Annotated in this window: 15 protein-coding genes and 1 pseudogene; all 16 read right to left on the bottom strand. The window is 37.3% G+C overall.

Going from position 1 to position 17,685, the window contains the following annotated elements; genetic code table 11:
- Positions 1 to 26: 26 nt before the first annotated feature.
- On the bottom strand, positions 27 to 1,274 hold the full coding sequence (locus G6W45_RS00655; protein WP_194167184.1) for a DUF2920 family protein: 1,248 nt from the start codon (positions 1,272 to 1,274) through the stop codon (positions 27 to 29).
- A gap of 29 nt (positions 1,275 to 1,303) precedes the next feature.
- Positions 1,304 to 1,882: a hypothetical protein gene (locus G6W45_RS00650; RefSeq protein WP_194167183.1), complete on the bottom strand. Its 579-nt coding sequence runs from the start codon at positions 1,880 to 1,882 to the stop codon at positions 1,304 to 1,306.
- A gap of 8 nt (positions 1,883 to 1,890) precedes the next feature.
- The gene (locus tag G6W45_RS00645; RefSeq protein WP_103577010.1) at positions 1,891 to 2,385 is read right to left on the bottom strand and encodes a TlpA family protein disulfide reductase; all 495 of its coding nucleotides are present in this window, start codon (positions 2,383 to 2,385) and stop codon (positions 1,891 to 1,893) included.
- Positions 2,375 to 3,064: an ABC transporter ATP-binding protein gene (locus G6W45_RS00640; RefSeq protein ID WP_054196145.1), complete on the bottom strand. Its 690-nt coding sequence runs from the start codon at positions 3,062 to 3,064 to the stop codon at positions 2,375 to 2,377. The genes G6W45_RS00645 and G6W45_RS00640 overlap by 11 nt, the downstream gene beginning before the upstream one ends.
- Before the next feature lies 1 nt (position 3,065).
- Complete coding sequence (locus G6W45_RS00635) at positions 3,066 to 4,208, bottom strand: ABC transporter permease (protein WP_194167182.1); 1,143 nt, start codon at positions 4,206 to 4,208, stop codon at positions 3,066 to 3,068.
- Positions 4,195 to 5,487, bottom strand: coding sequence for an ABC transporter permease (locus G6W45_RS00630; protein WP_087578347.1), 1,293 nt, complete (start codon positions 5,485 to 5,487; stop codon positions 4,195 to 4,197). Before G6W45_RS00630 ends, G6W45_RS00635 begins: the two co-directional genes overlap by 14 nt.
- Positions 5,484 to 6,863 (bottom strand): Fe-S-containing protein, encoded by a 1,380-nt coding sequence (locus G6W45_RS00625; protein WP_194167181.1) that lies wholly within the window; start codon positions 6,861 to 6,863, stop codon positions 5,484 to 5,486. The genes G6W45_RS00630 and G6W45_RS00625 overlap by 4 nt, the downstream gene beginning before the upstream one ends.
- Before the next feature lie 49 nt (positions 6,864 to 6,912).
- Positions 6,913 to 7,434: an iron transporter gene (locus G6W45_RS00620; RefSeq protein WP_084041674.1), complete on the bottom strand. Its 522-nt coding sequence runs from the start codon at positions 7,432 to 7,434 to the stop codon at positions 6,913 to 6,915.
- Positions 7,435 to 7,454: 20 nt separating this feature from the next.
- Positions 7,455 to 9,395, bottom strand: coding sequence for an FTR1 family iron permease (locus tag G6W45_RS00615; protein WP_194167180.1), 1,941 nt, complete (start codon positions 9,393 to 9,395; stop codon positions 7,455 to 7,457).
- A 269-nt stretch (positions 9,396 to 9,664) separates the two neighbouring features.
- A complete protein-coding gene (gene fdh3B / locus G6W45_RS00610; RefSeq protein WP_021090689.1) occupies positions 9,665 to 10,225 on the bottom strand; it encodes a formate dehydrogenase FDH3 subunit beta in 561 nt (186 codons plus the stop codon).
- An 11-nt stretch (positions 10,226 to 10,236) separates the two neighbouring features.
- Positions 10,237 to 12,891 carry a formate dehydrogenase subunit alpha gene (locus tag G6W45_RS00605; protein ID WP_242039049.1) on the bottom strand — a complete coding sequence of 885 codons (2,655 nt, stop codon included), beginning with the start codon at positions 12,889 to 12,891 and terminating at the stop codon, positions 10,237 to 10,239.
- A 60-nt stretch (positions 12,892 to 12,951) separates the two neighbouring features.
- Positions 12,952 to 13,146 (bottom strand): annotated as a pseudogene (locus tag G6W45_RS10025) (hypothetical protein); the annotation flags it as partial.
- A gap of 77 nt (positions 13,147 to 13,223) precedes the next feature.
- On the bottom strand, positions 13,224 to 13,430 hold the full coding sequence (locus G6W45_RS00595) for a twin-arginine translocation signal domain-containing protein (protein ID WP_194167179.1): 207 nt from the start codon (positions 13,428 to 13,430) through the stop codon (positions 13,224 to 13,226).
- A 302-nt stretch (positions 13,431 to 13,732) separates the two neighbouring features.
- The gene (locus tag G6W45_RS00590) at positions 13,733 to 14,473 is read right to left on the bottom strand and encodes a thioredoxin fold domain-containing protein (RefSeq protein WP_194167178.1); all 741 of its coding nucleotides are present in this window, start codon (positions 14,471 to 14,473) and stop codon (positions 13,733 to 13,735) included.
- Between the two features lie 53 nt (positions 14,474 to 14,526).
- Positions 14,527 to 16,347, bottom strand: coding sequence for a selenocysteine-specific translation elongation factor (gene selB / locus G6W45_RS00585; protein WP_194167177.1), 1,821 nt, complete (start codon positions 16,345 to 16,347; stop codon positions 14,527 to 14,529).
- Positions 16,344 to 17,669 (bottom strand): L-seryl-tRNA(Sec) selenium transferase, encoded by a 1,326-nt coding sequence (gene selA / locus G6W45_RS00580; RefSeq protein WP_194167176.1) that lies wholly within the window; start codon positions 17,667 to 17,669, stop codon positions 16,344 to 16,346. The genes selB and selA overlap by 4 nt, the downstream gene beginning before the upstream one ends.
- Positions 17,670 to 17,685 lie beyond the last annotated feature (16 nt).

The raw sequence follows: 17,685 nt of genomic DNA, 5'->3' as shown, positions 1-17,685 counted from the left end.
GCGTCTAGTTTTAATTATTTTAAATACTAAGCAATATCTAAAATTTCAAGATTTATTTGATCTAAGACTTCACTAAATTTATAGATCATATCGCCGCATTTATACTCAATACTCTTGCAGCTCTTTTTATTTTTTTGAGATAAAATTTTCTCCATCATACTGGGAAGCTCTTTTTGTAAAAGTAGTTTATAAGACATCCCCATTCCGTGCGTTAGGGACTTTATAAATTTACCATCAACCTCACTCTCATCTTTTATCATATGTAGTGTTGCGTTAAATTTAAGTTTCTTAAGAGCCTCGTAAAGCTCGATTTTATCCTTTGCTGGAGCTATTTCTTTATCACAAATACAGTGATAGCTCACGTAAATTGGCTTTTTATAGCCGCTTTGAACATTTAAATGATCTAAATTTAGGATGCTTCTTATCTCTTCTCTTGCGTCAATAAAATAGTATGGTGATTTTTCATTAAGCGTCCAGTAGGTCTTATCAAAAAAATAAAGATATAAATTTTGATACAAAGTGTCAGTGCCAAAACAAAAATAGTTAGTAAAATTTATCTCTTTACCAAAGCCAATAAGACGCCATAAAAATATGGCATAAGAGCTATTATCTATCACGGCATCAACTAGCCATGGAGCGATCTTAGCACACATATGTGCCAGATATCCACCATGTGAGCTGCCTACCATTATCACTGGCAGATGTTCAAATTTGGCATTATTTATATATTTTTTTGTATAAAGCACAGCATTTAGCACATCCATTGCTTGCATAACGCCAAAATTTTGATATTCATTTTTTGTTGGCACCATCGTAATGCTAGCATTTAGTCTAAAATCAGCCGGCAAAATACCTCTCTCTTTTCGAATAGTAATCTCTTTGCTAAGAAATTTAAGCAGCAAATCAACCTTCTCGTGGCAGTCGATACTTTTTAGATCAATTGGTAAATTTATACCTATGCTTGATAGTTCTCTTGTTAAGATTTCGCGATCTATATCATCAAGTCCAAATTTCGCCCCAAGCTGTGGGCGGTTGCCTATGCAGTGATAATCCACACTAATGCATACAACATCATAAGTCTCTGCCATAGTCCGAATAAGATTAGCTCTATATCCAAGGTCAGAGTCTTCTCCAAGCCCAGGGATAATAACCAAAAGAGCTTTTGCATCCTTGGCATTGTCATAACAGGAATAAAAGGAGAGAAGAGAGCTTCTTTTTATACCAAGTTCAATATCATCACAAGATGAAATTTCATAGCTTCCATCAACTAGCATTTAAATCCTTTTAAATTTACTAATTTCTCCTATTTTTGCGAGACGTTATAAAAAAAGCTAACGATCTGTTTTGCTAGGCGTTCTTTAAAAAATGGCCAAATGTAGCTTGGCGAATAGACATTGCCAGCTTGCATAAGCGAGATATTTGTCGCCTTTTCGCCACCATTTTTTGGACGCACTAGCACGCTTACTTGCATGTGATAAGTATAACTATTCGTGCTAAAGTCATCATCATCGTAATAGCCAAATGGGAAAAACATCGAGTAGCCAAAGCCAAAGCTTGGTCTGCCAAAGCCATATCCCATTCCCATTGAAAATCTAGGATCTCTTTTGATTATCCTAGAAAAGCTTTGCACATCGCCAAGGATGATGAAGTCGGCATTTTTGATATTTGGTTCGTTTCTAAAGCCAGCCTTTGCAAACTCGCTTAAAATTTCAGCATTTACATCTTGCCCAGTCGCACTATTTTTAAAATTTACATAGACGCTTTTATTTGCTTCATTAAGCGTAAAAAAGATCGGATCGCTCGTTTTAACCGAGATATTTGGAGTGCTACTAGCACATCCAACAAAAAATACTGCCAAGACAAATAAAAAGAAATTTTTCATATTCACTCCTACAAGAGCGATCTTATAGCACTTTCAAGTACACTTTTTGGTGTAAGACCGATAAATTTTGATCGCATCTTACCATCTTTATCAAAAAAATAGATAACTGGCACGCCCATGACGCCACCAACTGCCTTGCTAAAGTAATCAACTGAAACCTTGTCGCTCGTAGTTTTAAATGTAATGTTGTGCTCTTTTAAAAGCTCAATATCTTTATCAAAACCCTTGCTAGGCCCCAAAATTCCAATGAATTGAACCTCTTTACCATACTCTTTTTCAAGTGTATTTAGATCAGGTATAGCAGCCTTGCACACTCCGCAGTCCGTACCAAAGAAAAATAGCATATATGGCTTATCGTCTATCTTTAGCCTCTTTTCCGTTGGAAAAAACTGCGTATCAATACCGCTTGAGTCATTTAGAGTGATATGATGCTTCTCATACTGCTTGACGCAGCCCATAACTAGGGCTGAGACTAGACATAAAAATAAAATTTTATATCTCATTTGGCACCTTTGGGTTTTCAATAGTGCGAATTTTCTCTAGCTTACCATGTCTTAGATAGACGATCTTATCGCCATACTCGCCAAGATCAGGGTTGTGAGTTACTAGAAGTATCGTCTTGCCATCTTTTCTTAGCTTGCAAAATAGATCAAGTATAACTCTTTCATTTGCTTCATCAAGGTTACCAGTTGGCTCATCTGCTATTAAAATTTCAGGATCGTTTATGAGTGATCGAGCGATACAAAGGCGTTGTTGCTCGCCACCACTTAGCTGACTTGGTCTGTGTGTTAGCCTGTGAGAAAGGCCAACTGCCTCAAGTGCCTTTTTAGCGTCCTCTTCATCAACTGAGCTGTGATAGTACTGAGCGATCATCACATTTTCAAGTGCGCTAAGATATGGCACTAAGTGAAACTGCTGAAAAATAAGACCGATCTTTTCACGTCTAAATTTAAGTGTATCGTCAGCATTTAGATTGCTCGCATCATCGCCACCAAGCATATAAGTGCCACTACTTGGAGTATCCATTAGAGAAAGGATATTTACAAGCGTACTCTTACCACTACCACTTGGCCCCATGACGCTGACCCACTCACCTTTTTTAACCTCAAAATTTATATCATCAAGTGCTTTAACATCGCCAAAAATTTTACAAATATTTTTTAATTCTAGTGCATTTTGCATATCATTCTCCTCTTAATGTATCTGCCATTTTATTATTAAGTGCCCGTTTGATCGGATAAAATGCTGCGATCGCTGCAAATAAAAGCGATATTATCACAGCTACTGGGATGCTTAAAATTCTAAAATCAATACTAGAATCAAATATCGCATAACCTAAAATTTGAGCTAGTAAATATCCTAAAAATGCACCAACTAATGCTGAGATGAGCGCTGTCACAAATGTCTCAAAGCCAAATAGCTTTAATACATCTTTTTTGCTTGCACCTATGGCTCTTAGAAGTGCGATCTCCTTTGAGCGAGAGAGCAAGATAGCACTAAGCGTTGTGTTTACGCACATTGAAGTAATGAGCAAAATAACAAGGCTAACAAGTGCCATTAATAGCTTTATTTTCTCCAAAATATAGCCCTCAGACTTTGAGACCTTTGCCACTGGTTTTGCAGCTATTTCATCATTGCTTATAGTCTTTGCAAGCGATGTTATCTCGTCAAAGTTACCAAGCACAACAGCTTCAGCATAGTTTATTTTGCCAGCTTTATTTGAAATTTTTTGAGCCAAAGATAGTGACGTGATCAAAAGTGCATCCTCTTTATCGCCGCTTGCGACTACGCCTTTTATCTTTACATTTATGCTCTCATTTGAGCCAATGGCGCGAATTTCTATATCATCGCCTGCTTTAAAGCCAGCCTGACGAGCTAGATCGACGCCTATTAGCACATTTTTATCGTCAAAATCAACATTTATCATCGTTCCATCTCTAACATCTAAAAATGGTTTAACTTTTTTTAGATTGCTAAATTTTGTTCCCATGATGATAGCATTTGTCGGGCCGATATTTGCCTGAGCAAAGAGATAACCGCTCTCACCAAGAAGCTTGTCTTTTGGCACTTTAGCGATCATTTCATTGTAAGTTTTTTCGCTCATATCATCACTTGTCGCCATATCTTTTGGAGCAAAGATCATATTTGCACCATAAGTTTTTAGCTCACGTGAGACTTTAGAGTCGATGTCTAGATAGACATTAACAAACGCAGCACACACGCATGCTCCAAGCAAGATAGAGATCACGATGACCATGACTCTTGATGAGCCATTTTTTAAACTTTTATAAATTGTATTGTAAAAGAATTTGCTATTTGCGGTCATATAGCACCTCCGCAGGTAGTAAATTTATGACGTTTCTCATTGGCATTAGCGAGCCAACGACTGAGATAAGCAGGGCAAATGCCACGCTTATTGGCAGCACTATCCAAGCTATGCCTATGCCGTGAGAGAAGATGATGTAAGACATCACGTAGCTTAGTGCGTATCCTAAAAATGCTCCCGTGATGCCTGCAAAAAAGGCAACCACAAGGCTTTCGCTAGCAAAAAGGGCGTAAATTTCAAAGTTGCTAGCGCCTATGGCTTTTAAAAGACCGATCTCTTTTTTACGGCGGTAAATTTCACTTGTCATTAGCGATGTTATACCGATGGCTGAGACCACAAGAGCGATGATACTAACAATACCCATTAGGCTTTGGATTTTCTTTACTATGTTACTCTCTGCATCGCTTACTTGAAGGCTTGCCTTTGCGCTAACGTTTGGTAAATTTTCTTCTATCTGAAATGCGATCGAGCCAGCATAGGCTGAGCAGTACCATTTGTCGTACTCTGCACTATCAAGGTTGTCTAAATTTCTTCTTGCTTTTAACGATAGGTCATTTTCTGGGATTGTCATAGCTGAGACTTCAGCCTTTGTATATGAGCCAGCGTGACCTGAAAGATCTCCAGCAAGCTTTAGTGAGCCAACTAGCTTATGCGTCTCGTCACTAGCTCCTTTTAAAATTCCAACTATTTTAACCTCTCTTACGCCGTTTTTGCCAGTAAGGCTAAGCTTGTCGCCAACCTTTAAATTTTTAGCCTTAGAAAGTTCTTCGCCAACTAAAATTTCATCCATGCTTTCATCTTTTGGCCAAACACCCTCAACGCCCCAAAATCCATACAAGCTCTTAACGCCTGTGCTAAATTCTGGCTCATCTTTTAGACCAATATTTTTATCAAAATAGGTTCCTTCAAAGGCAAATTCAATTCCTTTTTCATCTTTAACCTTTGCTTCTAAAAATGGCGCAAAAGCAACGATATTGTTTCTCCAAAAGATCTCTTTTATCTTATAAATATCAGCTTCTGGAAGTAAATTTTGTGATTTTAGTGGAGTGAAATTTTTACCCTCGATCTCGATACTTAAGCTCTCACCTCGTGGCAAAACAACGATATTTGAGCCATATCCTCTAAGCTCAGTTGCTACTTGATCGCCGATTTTTAGCGTGATATTTAGCATGCAAGCTATCAAAAGAGCAGCTAGTAGTATAGTGATAAAGGCCATCGTCTTTTGCACCTTTGAGCCCGTGATCGAGCTTTTTATCATTCTTAGTTGCATATTTTTCATTTTAACGTTCCATTTGTTTCTACATATTTTTCTGGATTTGCTTCAAATTTCGCTTGAGTTTCGTTATTTTCAAAGAAATATGTGCGTCCATAGTATAAATATGATCTTGACTCAAGGTTGCTCACCTTTTTGCGACTAACTGGGTCAAGCACCATTTTTTCGACAACCTTACTAAAGAAATTTGCTCCATCTGTAATAGTTTTATAATCAACTATAATATTTTTGCCATCGAAGATAAATGGCATTGGTATCGGATTGCAACCACCCTCTTTGCCAACTGATGGCAAAAAAATTCTAACATTACAAGAGATACAAATAAGGTCATTTCCTCTCTTTATATAGCCCATATCACCGCAAATCATACAAGAGTCAAAGACGATGACAGGCGAGATGCGGTCACTAAAGCGGTTTAGCAAGAAAAATCTTATCTGCTTACCCTCATCTGTAATATAAGCAAATCTGTGAAGTTCATTATCTTTTAGCATATCAACATCAAATATAAATTTATCTCCCACTGGCTCAACCAAGACTGGCTCTGAAATTTCAGGTGGACGAGATGCGTAAAGATCATAATAGAGCGAAAATCCAAGTGCTATCAAAATACTACAAAATGCAAATTTTGCATTATCAGAAATATTTTCTCTAATGGCTTTTGTAAAACGGTATTTGATAGAACCAAATTTATTTTTATCAATACTTTTTGGCATAAAGAAAAGTGCGGTGATACATAAAAGTAAGATCACAAAGATATAAAAATAAGTACCAAATTCTGATACGTAAATACCTTTTGCACTAACAGATAGAATCTGAGAGTTTAACTCACTACTTATCTTTAAAGCCCCAGCACGCAAAAGCTCAAGTGCTGTCTGAGAGCTCCTATCGATTAGCAAGAAAACTAAAGTAATAAGGGCTAAAATTTTAGCTATTAATGGAGAAATGCTAGATTTTAAATTCGAAATAAAAAAGAATAAAAATACGAGCAAGATCATTGCAAATATCATTAGAAAGAAGCTAATGACCGAAAGCGTATCTAGTAGCTCACCACCAAATAGCGGGAATAACACACTGCTTGAACTATAGCCAAAGCCAAAGCCGATGCCTAAAATAAAAAACGTTACAATTTTTGCTATCTTAAGCTCAAGAAATATCCATAAAATGCTAATTAGTAGAAAAACTAGCGTCACTGAATCAATGAAAATTTTAAACTGATCATCTATAAGTGCATGACGAACGACTTTAAAGATAAATACGCCAGCTACGACTCCAAAAAGTGACGGTAAAAAGAGTGTTTTTAAACTTTTATCCTTGTTATTTAAGGCAGCAAAAAGCGTAAATCCAAGGAGGGCTAAAAAGACCTGATAGAAATAAATTGACATAACTAAACCCTATGAGAATTTTTAAAAGGGGCGAGAACGCCCCTGGTGATTATTTAACAGGACCACCTGTCCATTGAAATTTATAAGTTGTTGTGAAAGGCTCAAACCATTTACCAACACCGCTCTCTTTGTCAGCGTGACGACCAAAACCTTGTTTTTCTGGATTATCAATGTGGAATTTAAGCTCATAGTTGCCTACGCCTGTATCCATTTTTACGTTAGCACCATAGTGTGGGCCATCGCTTGCAACCATTGGCATAAAGGTACCTTTTTTAACTTTGCCGTTATCAAGGTTTTTTAGCTCGTAGTTAATCTTTAGGTATGGGATCCACTCACCTTCGCCAAAGCCGTTTTTATTACCAGCAATAGCGTGTATGTCAGCTTCTAGGTGAAAATCAGCTAGGCTTGGAGCTAGGTCAATACCCTTTGGTTCCATGTCGATTGGTTGCAAATAAACTGCAGCTATCTCCATGCCATTAGCCTCTACAGGCTCACCGATTGGATGCTCTCCAGCAAGTGCAAAACCAGCTGCTAGGCTAAGTGCTAGGGCTGAACTAAGAATTTTATTCATATTCTCTCCTTTAAATAAGATTAATTTTTATTTTGTTTTGATTTCATAATAACGATGCCTATAACTAGGGCAAGTACCATAATGATTTGAGGCACTAAACTCTCATAATATGGCTGAAATCCTAGCCAGTCTCTCATCCAGTCAGGGAAGCTAAGTCCATTTATGATAGTTGGGATGAAAATTTTACCCTCAACTAGCTCGCCGACACCCTTGCCAACAAAGACAATCGACATATAAAAGATAATAGCTGACGTAAATATAAAAAATGGTTTAATAGGAATTTTAACAGCAAAAATTTTAAATAAGAAATAGACTATTAAAAGAACGACAAGTCCTATCACAAAGCCAGCTGCTATCATCGAGTAACCAGCTGAATCTTTAGCTCCAAAAATAAGTGCCTGATAAAATAGTACAGTTTCAGCACCCTCTCTAAATACTGCTAAAAATACAGTCCACCAAAGCGTTGTAGTTGAGCCACTTGAGATAGAGTCAGAGACGTGTGATTTGATGTAGTCATTCCATTTTTTAGCACCAGCATTTGAAAGAAGCCAGAAACCAACATAAAATAGAAGTCCCACTGCAACAAGCATCGTGATGCCTTCCATAAGCTCCCTTTTTTGACCTGCTGCCTCGCCAAAAATGACATTCATTAGCCACGCCATGACAAAACTTAAGATAACAGCCACGCCAACTGAGCTATAAACAACTTTGCCCATCGCTTTAGCATTACCAGTTTTTACAAGATATGCAACAACAGCAGCAACAATGATAAGTGCCTCAAAGCCCTCTCTTAAGATGATAGTCAAAGCCCAAACAAATAAAGACCAAGGTGAGCTTGAACTGCTAGTTTTCTCAAGTGCAGCTGCTAGCTGAGATGACATCTTGCTTGCACTTTCTTGAAGAGTTTTTTCGTCTGCGCCTGACTTCATAAGGGCTACAAGATTGCCAAATGTAGCTTCAATAGCTGTTTTTAAATTTACATCTATTGCACCTACTTTATTCTCCATGCCGCTACCTTCAAACTCATCAAAGTAGATGTCTTGGATATCGCCCATGGCTTTTTTTGCATCACCGTTTTTATAAAGTGTGATAGCGGCTTGAATTTTATCGTTTATGTTTTGAACGACTTTGGTATAATCTACACCACTATCTTCTTCAGAAGCTGCTTCTACATCGCTCACATCAACTTTTGCAAGTTTTGCAGTATCAGCTGGTAGTTTTGAGACAGCGTCATACGCTAGCTTTTTGATCTCATCTAGCTTAGTTTTAAAGTCGTCTTTGCTTATGCCATTTGTAATGCCGCTGATCGCTTCGCCCATCTTTCTTTGGATATCAGCATCTATGCTTTTACCATTTTCTATATGCTGGCGAATAGCGATTTCAAGTTGAGTATTTCTGTAGTCTGTAAATTTAGCATCTTGGATAGCACTTTTAGCATCATCTTGTTTATCGCTCTCATAGCTTGCTATTGCTTTATCTATATCGGCTGATAAATTTGTAAATGCCACCTTCCACTCAGGGATAAATTTAGAAGTATCATAATCAGTTGTAGCAGCTTGAGCTGGGCTGTCTGAATACTCACCAACTAGTCTATGTCCTTTTAAAATAACTGGTAGAACTTCAGCGATCTCGCTATTTATCTGATCTATTCTTTTTTGCACATCATCTGGCGCTTCGCCTGCTTTTATCGCCTTTCTGATCTCGCCAAACTGCTTCTCCATAGAGTAAGCTTTTTTCTGGCCTAAATTTATTCTAATACCAGCTTCAACGTCTTCAAATAAGCCAAAATAAGCATTTTGAGTATCGCTGACTGCTTGTTCAACATTGCCTGCTCTATACTCTGTTATTACTTTTTGTAGCGACTCTTTTATCTGAGCTGCGACTTGCTCATAGTCGTCATTTTTTGCCATAAGCCAAATAGGCAACAACATAATTAGCATAAATTTTAAGAATTTATTCATTAAATAAACCACCTGTGAGATTTTTTTGAAACGAATATTATCAAGGCTTTACTTTGATTAAAATAAAAACGATTATCATAAAATAGAGCAAATTGAGATAATAAATAGAAATTTGTCTTCAAATAGCCAATTTTAAATAGTTTTAGAAATTTTCTAATGTAAATTTAAAATTTATCTTTTGAATAAAAAATAGTAGCTTTATAAAATAATGAAAAGGTTTTTAAGTTTAAAATTTAGAATTTAAAGGAGAGCAAATGCTCTCCTTCTTGTTAGGCATTTAGCCCAGTGTTTCTTAGCATAACGCGTTTGCGATATACGTTTGATACTTCAGCCGCATCTCCAACTAAAAGTGCATTTGTAGCACAAACAGCCGCACACATAGGCACTTTTCCTTCAGCCATTCTATTTTGACCGTAAAGCTCTCTCTCCTCGTGTGAGTTTGTTGGCTCTGGACCGCCTGCACACATTGTACATTTATCCATAACACCTTTTACGCCAAATGCTCCATCTTTAGGGAACTGTGGTGCACCAAATGGACAAGCATATAAGCAGTAACCACAGCCTATACATATATTTTTATCATGAAGCACGATGCCGTCAGCTCTAATGTAGAAACAATCAACCGGGCAAACTTGCTCACAAGGTGCATCAGTACAGTGTTGGCATGCAATAGTAGTTGAAACCTCTTTACCTTCGATACCATCATGAAGTGTAATGACCTTTCTTCTATAAATTCCTACTGGAAGTTCATGAGCAGAAGAGCAAGCAACTTGGCAACCATAACAACTAATACATCTATCAGTATCTACGAAAAATTTCATTCTTGCCATTTTATTCCTCCTTACTCTTTACCCATGGCGTCTCTCTCGCCATATTCATGGAAAAACGATGTTTTAAATGTATTTTCCTCAGCTTTTTCTATACGGCAAAGGCCTGCGTTAAACTCTGAAATTTGAGTAACTGGGTCAAATCCGTAGTTAGTAACTGTGTTAAAGCTCTCGCCGATAACATAAGGCTTAGTGCCCTCTGGATAGCGAGCTGAAAGATCAACGCCTTGCATAATACCAGCGAAGTTGTATGGCATACAAATTCTATCTGGAGTTACCATCTGGCTGTGATAGCATCTTACTTTGATCTTTGTGCCTTGTGGGCTGTGAATCCACATCATATCGCGATCTTTTATGCCGTATTTTAAAGCTAGCTCTGGATTAACATTAGCAAACATCTCTGGTGTAATAGCTGATAGATATTTACTAGTTCTTTCGATCATTCCTGCACCACTTAAGTTTACGACGCGTTGCGTGCTAAACACGATAGGGAACTCTTTCGACCAATCTTTTGCTTGTTGCTCTGACTTAAACTTAGTAGAAACACGGAAATTTCTAGCTTGATCTTCAAATGTCGGATACTTTTGAACAAGATCCCAGCGTGGTGAGTGAACAGGCTCTCTATGTTTTGGAATAGGATCGAGGAATTCCCAAACGATAGCTCTTGCTCTTGCATTACCATAAGGTACAACACCTTTTTCGCGACATTTTTCAAAGATAATACCACTATAATCCATACTCCAGCTTGGTCCCATCTTAGCTTTCTCTTCTTCAGTTAGAGTTATACCTAAGACTTTTTCTATATTCTCTTTTGTGATTTGTGGATAGCCACCTTTTATAGCTGAGCCAACAAGTGTTGTCTCTTCGCTAGCTAGCTGACTAACGCCATTATGCTCTAGACCAAAGCGATTTCTAAAGCCTGAACCACCTTCAACATAAGGCTTGCTCATATCATATAGTATTGGTGTTCCAGGGTGTTTTTCATCCCATGCTGGCCATGGTTTACCGTAATATTCGCCTTTGACTTCACCACCAATACCTATTAACGTATCTGGATCAAATTTATCCCAGTTTGCTTGATGGCGTCTAAACATCTCGGCTGTTCTACCACCATAACCTATAGAATTTCCAATTCTTGCTATCTCATTTGTCGCATCATCAGGCCATACAAAATCATCTTTTACTTGTTTTATTTCATGATCTACGATACCCATTTTCATGCCTCTTACGTATTCATCGTAAAAGCCAAATTTCTTAGCAAATAAGAACATTACTTCGTGATCGCCCTTGCTCTCATAAAGTGGATCAACAACTTTTGTTCTCCATTGTCCTGAGCGGTTTGTAGCACTTAGGTGACCTTCATTTTCAAATGCAGTTGCTACTGGCAAGATATAAACGCCATCTTTTCTGTCTGAAAGGATAGAAATTTCATTTACAAATGGTTCAGCTACAACGATCATATCTAGTTTTGAAGCTGCTTCTTGGATTTTAGCTAAGTGCGCCATAGATGTTAGACCAGTTCCTTGAACCCAAAGAACTCTCAATGCACCACTACTAAATGTATTCTCCTCTTTCAAGACGCCTTGCCACCATTTTGAAAGTGACCAGCCTTTTTCGTTTCTCCAGTTCCTATCTTCTGGATGTTTAGGGTCGTGGTAATAATACTCTTCAAAGACTGTGTTTTTAACAGGAGTGCCGCCTTGTTTTGGCTCTTTTGTTGAGACCGCAAAGCGTTTAATAAATTCATCATAATCAACGCCCCAGCCTTTGCAGTAATATTTCCATGCTGCATCAGTTAAGCCATAATACATTGGCAAGCTATCTGAAAGGTTACACATATCAGTTGAGCCTTGAACATTGTCGTGACCACGAATGATATTACAGCCACCACCTGCTTTACCCATATTTCCTAGAATTAGTTGAAGGATAGGTAAAATTCTTGTATTTGATGTACCAACTGAGTGTTGAGTAATGCCAAGTGCCCAAACAACAGTACCCGGTTTTGTATGAGCTAGGATATCTGCAGCTTTTAGTAGCTTATCAACTGGTACTCCAGTAACATCAGATGTAACCTCTGGTGTCCAGTGCTCAGCCTCTTTTCTTATCTCATCAATACCATAAGTTCTATTTTCTATAAATTCTTTATCTTCCCAGCCATTTTTAAGAATGATGTGAATAAGACCATAAACAAGTGCAATATCAGTTCCTGATCTTTGTCTCAAATAAAGATCAGCATGTGCAGCTGTCTTTGTAAAATTTGGATCAGCTACAATTACTTTTGCATTGTTTCTATCTTTTGCTTGTAAAGTGTGCTTCATGCCACCAACTGGGTTTGCCACAGCTGGGTTTGCTCCAATGATAAATATACATTTTGAGTTTGCAGCCATATCTCCAAAGTGGTTTGTCATCGCGCCATAACCCCAAGTATTCGCCACACCGGCGACTGTTGCGCTATGTCAAATTCTTGCTACGTGATCGTTACTGTTTGTACCCCAAAATGCACAAAATTTTCTAAAGTAATATGCTTGCTCATTATTAAATTTAGCCGATCCTAAGAAAACAACACTATCAGGGCCATCTTCTTTGCGGATCTGAAGCATCTTATCGCCGATCTCGTTTACAGCTTGATCCCATGAAATTCTTTGCCATTTACCATCAACTTTTTTCATAGGATATTTGATGCGTTGTTTGCTGTGTGTAAGGTCGATCTGATCGATACCTTTTGAGCAGTGTGAGCCCTGAGATATCGGATGATGCATCGCCATATCTTGACGAACCCAAACACCATCTTTTACCTCAGCCTCGATACCACAGCCTGCTGAGCAAATAGAACAAATCGTTCTAACCTTTTTTGAGCCAGGGAAAGGATTTTTTATCTCCTCATCACTTGCTTTTCTTATCGTTTCATTTTCTCCAAAAGCCATTGTGCTTCCAGCACCAAGTGCGGCTAGCTTTAAAAATGAACGTCTTCCTATACGTGCATCACTCATGGTTTTCTCCCTTAGTATGCGATTTTATAGTAGGTTTCCCAGTTCTTGCTTTTTTTATAAAGCACCTCTTTTTTGTTTGACTTACCAACGACGACGCCATTGTCATCAGGAGCTAAGTCGTCACTAGTCACTTTTGCTACGGCTGAGACCGCGAGTACACCGCCGGCAGCACTGACTTTTAGAGATTTTTTTAGAAAATCTCTTCTTGATCCTTGCATTTTTTCTCCTTAGCTCTCAAACTTAAAAATTTGAGAATTTGGTTTGATTGGTCTTCATAATTTGCAACTTTAGAAATTCTAAAATATTGCAAGGCCTATTTCAGGGCTTTTTATAGCCTAGATTTAAACTCTGCAAATTTAGCATAATTGCAAGATAATCAAAGTAAATATAAAGCTTTAATTAAATATGTTAAGTTATTGTTAAAAATATAAGAAAATATATTTAATATTTTAACTTTTATGAATTTTGAGAGAAAAGCTAATTTAAAGTATAAATTCTAGGGAGAGATCCCTAGAAAAGATTATTTTAAATCACTTTTATTTATTATAAATGGCACTGATCTAACGCCAGCTGAGAAATATTTTTTACGTAAAGTATCGATCTTGTCGCTCTCTTCTTTGCTAACATTTTTTTCATCTACGTTATAATCTTCAGAGAAATACTTTCTTAAAATTTTAACCTTATCGCTATCACTTTTTGCATTTTTTATATCTTTATAGATCAAAGCACTTTTTTGCAAAGACGATAGTTCATGCACTGGAGTTAGGATGATTTCAACGTTATTGTCTTTTAGCGTAGTTTCTATCTTTGCTAGCTCGGCTCTACAATATGGGCATTCAGGATCTGAAAACATAATAAGAGTTGGCTTCTTGCTATCATTGCCAAGAGTTATAACATTTGCCTTGTCTTCATTTTTATAAATTTTAGCTAGTGATTTTACTAAATCAAGTGCTGCTTTTTCTGCGATTACCTTTTTTTCTTCAGCCAAATAAGACTTTTGCTCCTTTAAATTTACAACATCAGGAAACATAAGATCACCCTTAACAAAAGTCACATCTTCTTGAGACATATCCCCTTTGCTAAATTTTAAGCTTACTTTTTCTATATCATCTAAAATTTTAGTGCGCTCTACGACTTTCACATTAACATCTTCGATATTTTGATTTTTAAAAACTTCTGAGTAAAAATCTTCTATTTGCTTATTACTAGCTGCCATTAGGCTAGTTGCTGCTAATATTGAGGCCAAAACCACTTTTTTCATTTTTTTCCTTTTAAAAAATTTGGCGGATTATATTTGCTTTTTGTAAATGAATACTAACTGCGAAAAACCCTATCATTTCCTTGCTTCATTATGTCACTCTCAAGGTCAAGTTGCTCAAGATAAGCGATTACATATTTTCTACTTAAATTTAGTGCATCCTTGGCGTTTGTGACATTTACAAAGCCTTGATTTTTGATGATCTCTCTTAGCTTATCAAGTGCCATTTTTAGCGAATTTCTAGTGATGAAAAGGTTATGCTCCAGCCTTACAACTCTACCCATTGCAGTTAGTTTTTTAAGGGCATTATCGCCACTTAGCCTATCTATTTCCAGCTCATCATATATATTATAAGGCGCCGTTGGAGCTAGCTTTCCGTTTTCTAAAATTTCATAAATTTTCTCTTCAAGCCTTACTTTTAGTTTGCTTATATCAACGCCATTTTTTGTATAGACGCCATCATTTTTAGAGATTAAGTTTATACTTTCAAGCTCATCAAGTGCTTTTTGAGCCAAATTTTGACTAGCCCAAGCAAGCTTTAAGCTTATACTTTGAGCTGAGAAAACGGCAAATTCGTTCTTTTCTATCATAAATTTAACCACAGACTTTATCCGCTCAACCGCACTTAAATCGTAGATATTTAAAGCTTTTTCATCGACAAAGACGTTTGAGACTTTTTTAGCCACATTTATGGCCTCTTCGTGACTTAGTCCAAATCTTTGATAAGACGAGATGATGCCAAAGCCATTTTTGTGGGCTTCTTTTAAGATAGAAAATGCCCCAACAAAATCATGCTTTAAAAGTGCAGCCAAAAAGAGAATTTTGCCAGCCTTTTTTAGTGGCTCAAGCACAGGATTTAGCATCTTGCCACCGCCTATCACGCGTGCGTCTGAAATGAGCACAAAAGCCTCGTCAAATTTCAAAAACATATCGCTTTGAAATTTAAAGGTAACAAAGTAGCTATCATCTTTTTGGCTAAGGATTAGCACCTTTGCAGGCACATTTTTAGCGCCCACGCAAAATGTTACGCTTTGCGAGTGAATCAAATTTTTAGCAGTTACGACCGCATCAACCTCTCTAAATCCTCTAAAATAGCCTTTTTTACTAAGTAGCTGCCCTTTTTTTAACTCATTAAGCTCAATTCCTGTCAAATTTAGCGCCACACGGCTGCTAACCCCTGCATTATCTACAAATTTATCATGGCTTTGCACGCTTCTTACTAGCACCTCTTTACCAGCATCGTAGTTAAAAAGCTTCTCGTTTTTACTAACACTTCCCTCTATAACGGTGCCAGTTACAACATTTCCAATACCTTTTAGGCTAAAAACCCTATCGATGTAGTATCTAAAAACGCCCTCTTCATCGCGCTTTTTAGCTCTTAGCGTAAAGAGGTAGTTTCTAAGCTCGTCGATACTTGCCTTATCCTTTATACTAACGGCAAAAATTTCTAAAATTTGTAGGTTTTTAAATTTAGAAATTTCATCTCTTATCTCTTTTTTTCTTAAATTTATAGTCGCTTCATCTACGAGGTCACACTTTGTAAGTGCCACGATCAAAGACTTCACACCAAGGAGATTTAAAATTTCAAGGTGCTCCAAGCTTTGAGGCATAAGGCCGTCATTTGCCGCCACCACAAACAAGCACGCATCAAAGCCATACGCGCCACTTATCATCGTTTTTATGAGATTTTCATGCCCAGGCACGTCTATAAATGCGATGTTTTCATCATTTTTACTTAAATTTGAAAAGCTTAGATCAATCGTTATGCCACGTTTTTTCTCCTCTTCAAGATTATCCCCCTCAAAGCCGTTTAGCTCCTTTATAAGCGCGGTTTTTCCGTGGTCGATATGCCCTGCTGTTCCTATTATTAAACTCATTTTTCTTCCGTTTCATTTATTATTTTTATTAGTCCATTTACATCTTCATCTAAAAGCGTTCTTAAATCAAGTAAAAATTTATCATTTTCTATGCGGCCGATCACCTTTTTTTGCCTAAATTTTTGCTCATTTAAAACTGCATCTCCACTAACCGCCAAAGCCATACTTGGAATTTTTTTATTTGGCATCGCACCGCCTCCTACAAAGGTTTGTGTACGAACTATCTCAAGCGGAGTTTTTAGATTTTTATTTATAAAAGTTGCTAAGTTTTCAAGCTCTTTTACGCTTTTGTGAAGCAGTTTTTGCGTTGTGATTAGCTCAAATTCTTTATTTAAATAAGCTTTCATGCTCTCAGCCAAAAGCGAGATGATCACTTTATCGACACGAAGCATCCTTAAAAGCTGATTTTTTCTAAGCTTTGCGATGAGCTCTTTTTTGCCGACAATGATGCCGCACTGCACCGCGCCAAGCAGCTTGTCGCCGCTAAAACTAACTAGCGAAACATCTTTTAAATTCTTTAGATCTGGCTCATTTTTGTCTAAGTTAAATGGCAAATTTCCATAAAATCCGCTGCCAAGATCAAAATAATCTATCAAATTTTGCTCGCATGCCAATTTACTTAGTTCATTTGCTGTAACCTCTTCGCTAAAGCCCACAATGTCAAAATTTGAGCGATGAACCTTTACAAGCATCGCCGTATTTTCACTAATCGCCTCTTCGTAGTCTTTTAGCTTAGTTTTGTTTGTCGTGCCAACCTCTTTCAAAAAGCAGCCCGCATTTACCATCACCTCAGGTACTCTAAAACTACCGCCGATCTCGACTAGTTCGCCTCTGCTAACGACGACTTCTCTACCCTTTGCGAAGGTGTTTAGCACTAAAAATACAGCACTTGCGTTGTTATTTACAATGATGGCATCTTCAAAACCAAATGCTCTTGCGATCATCTCACCGATATAGTCATATCTGTTGCCGCGACTGCCTGTTTTTAGGTTGTATTCAAGGTTAGAATATCCTGTGATTACCGGAGTTGCACGACTTAAAATTTCTTTATCGATGACACTTCTAGCAAGGTTTGTGTGAATGGTCACACCAGTTAAATTTAGCACTCTTTGAAGGCTTGATTCATTAAATTTATGATATTCGTTTAGGATTAAATCTATTATTTCTTGCAACGCAAAATTTGCATTTTCATTTAAAATTTTAGCTCTAACTTCATTTAAAATTTGCCTCGCAAGCAATGTGACTAAATTTATATCAAATCCTGAAAAAGCTTCGTTTTTTATGATTTTATCAACTTGTGGGATATCTCTTAAATCGCTCAATTCGTGCTCCTAGTAA

The sequence above is a fragment of the Campylobacter concisus genome, assembly GCF_015229955.1.
In the GTDB taxonomy this organism is placed as follows: domain Bacteria; phylum Campylobacterota; class Campylobacteria; order Campylobacterales; family Campylobacteraceae; genus Campylobacter_A; species Campylobacter_A concisus_AT.
The sequence above is the reverse complement of the archived record's forward strand: the minus strand, read 5'-3'. Positions and strand labels throughout refer to the sequence as shown.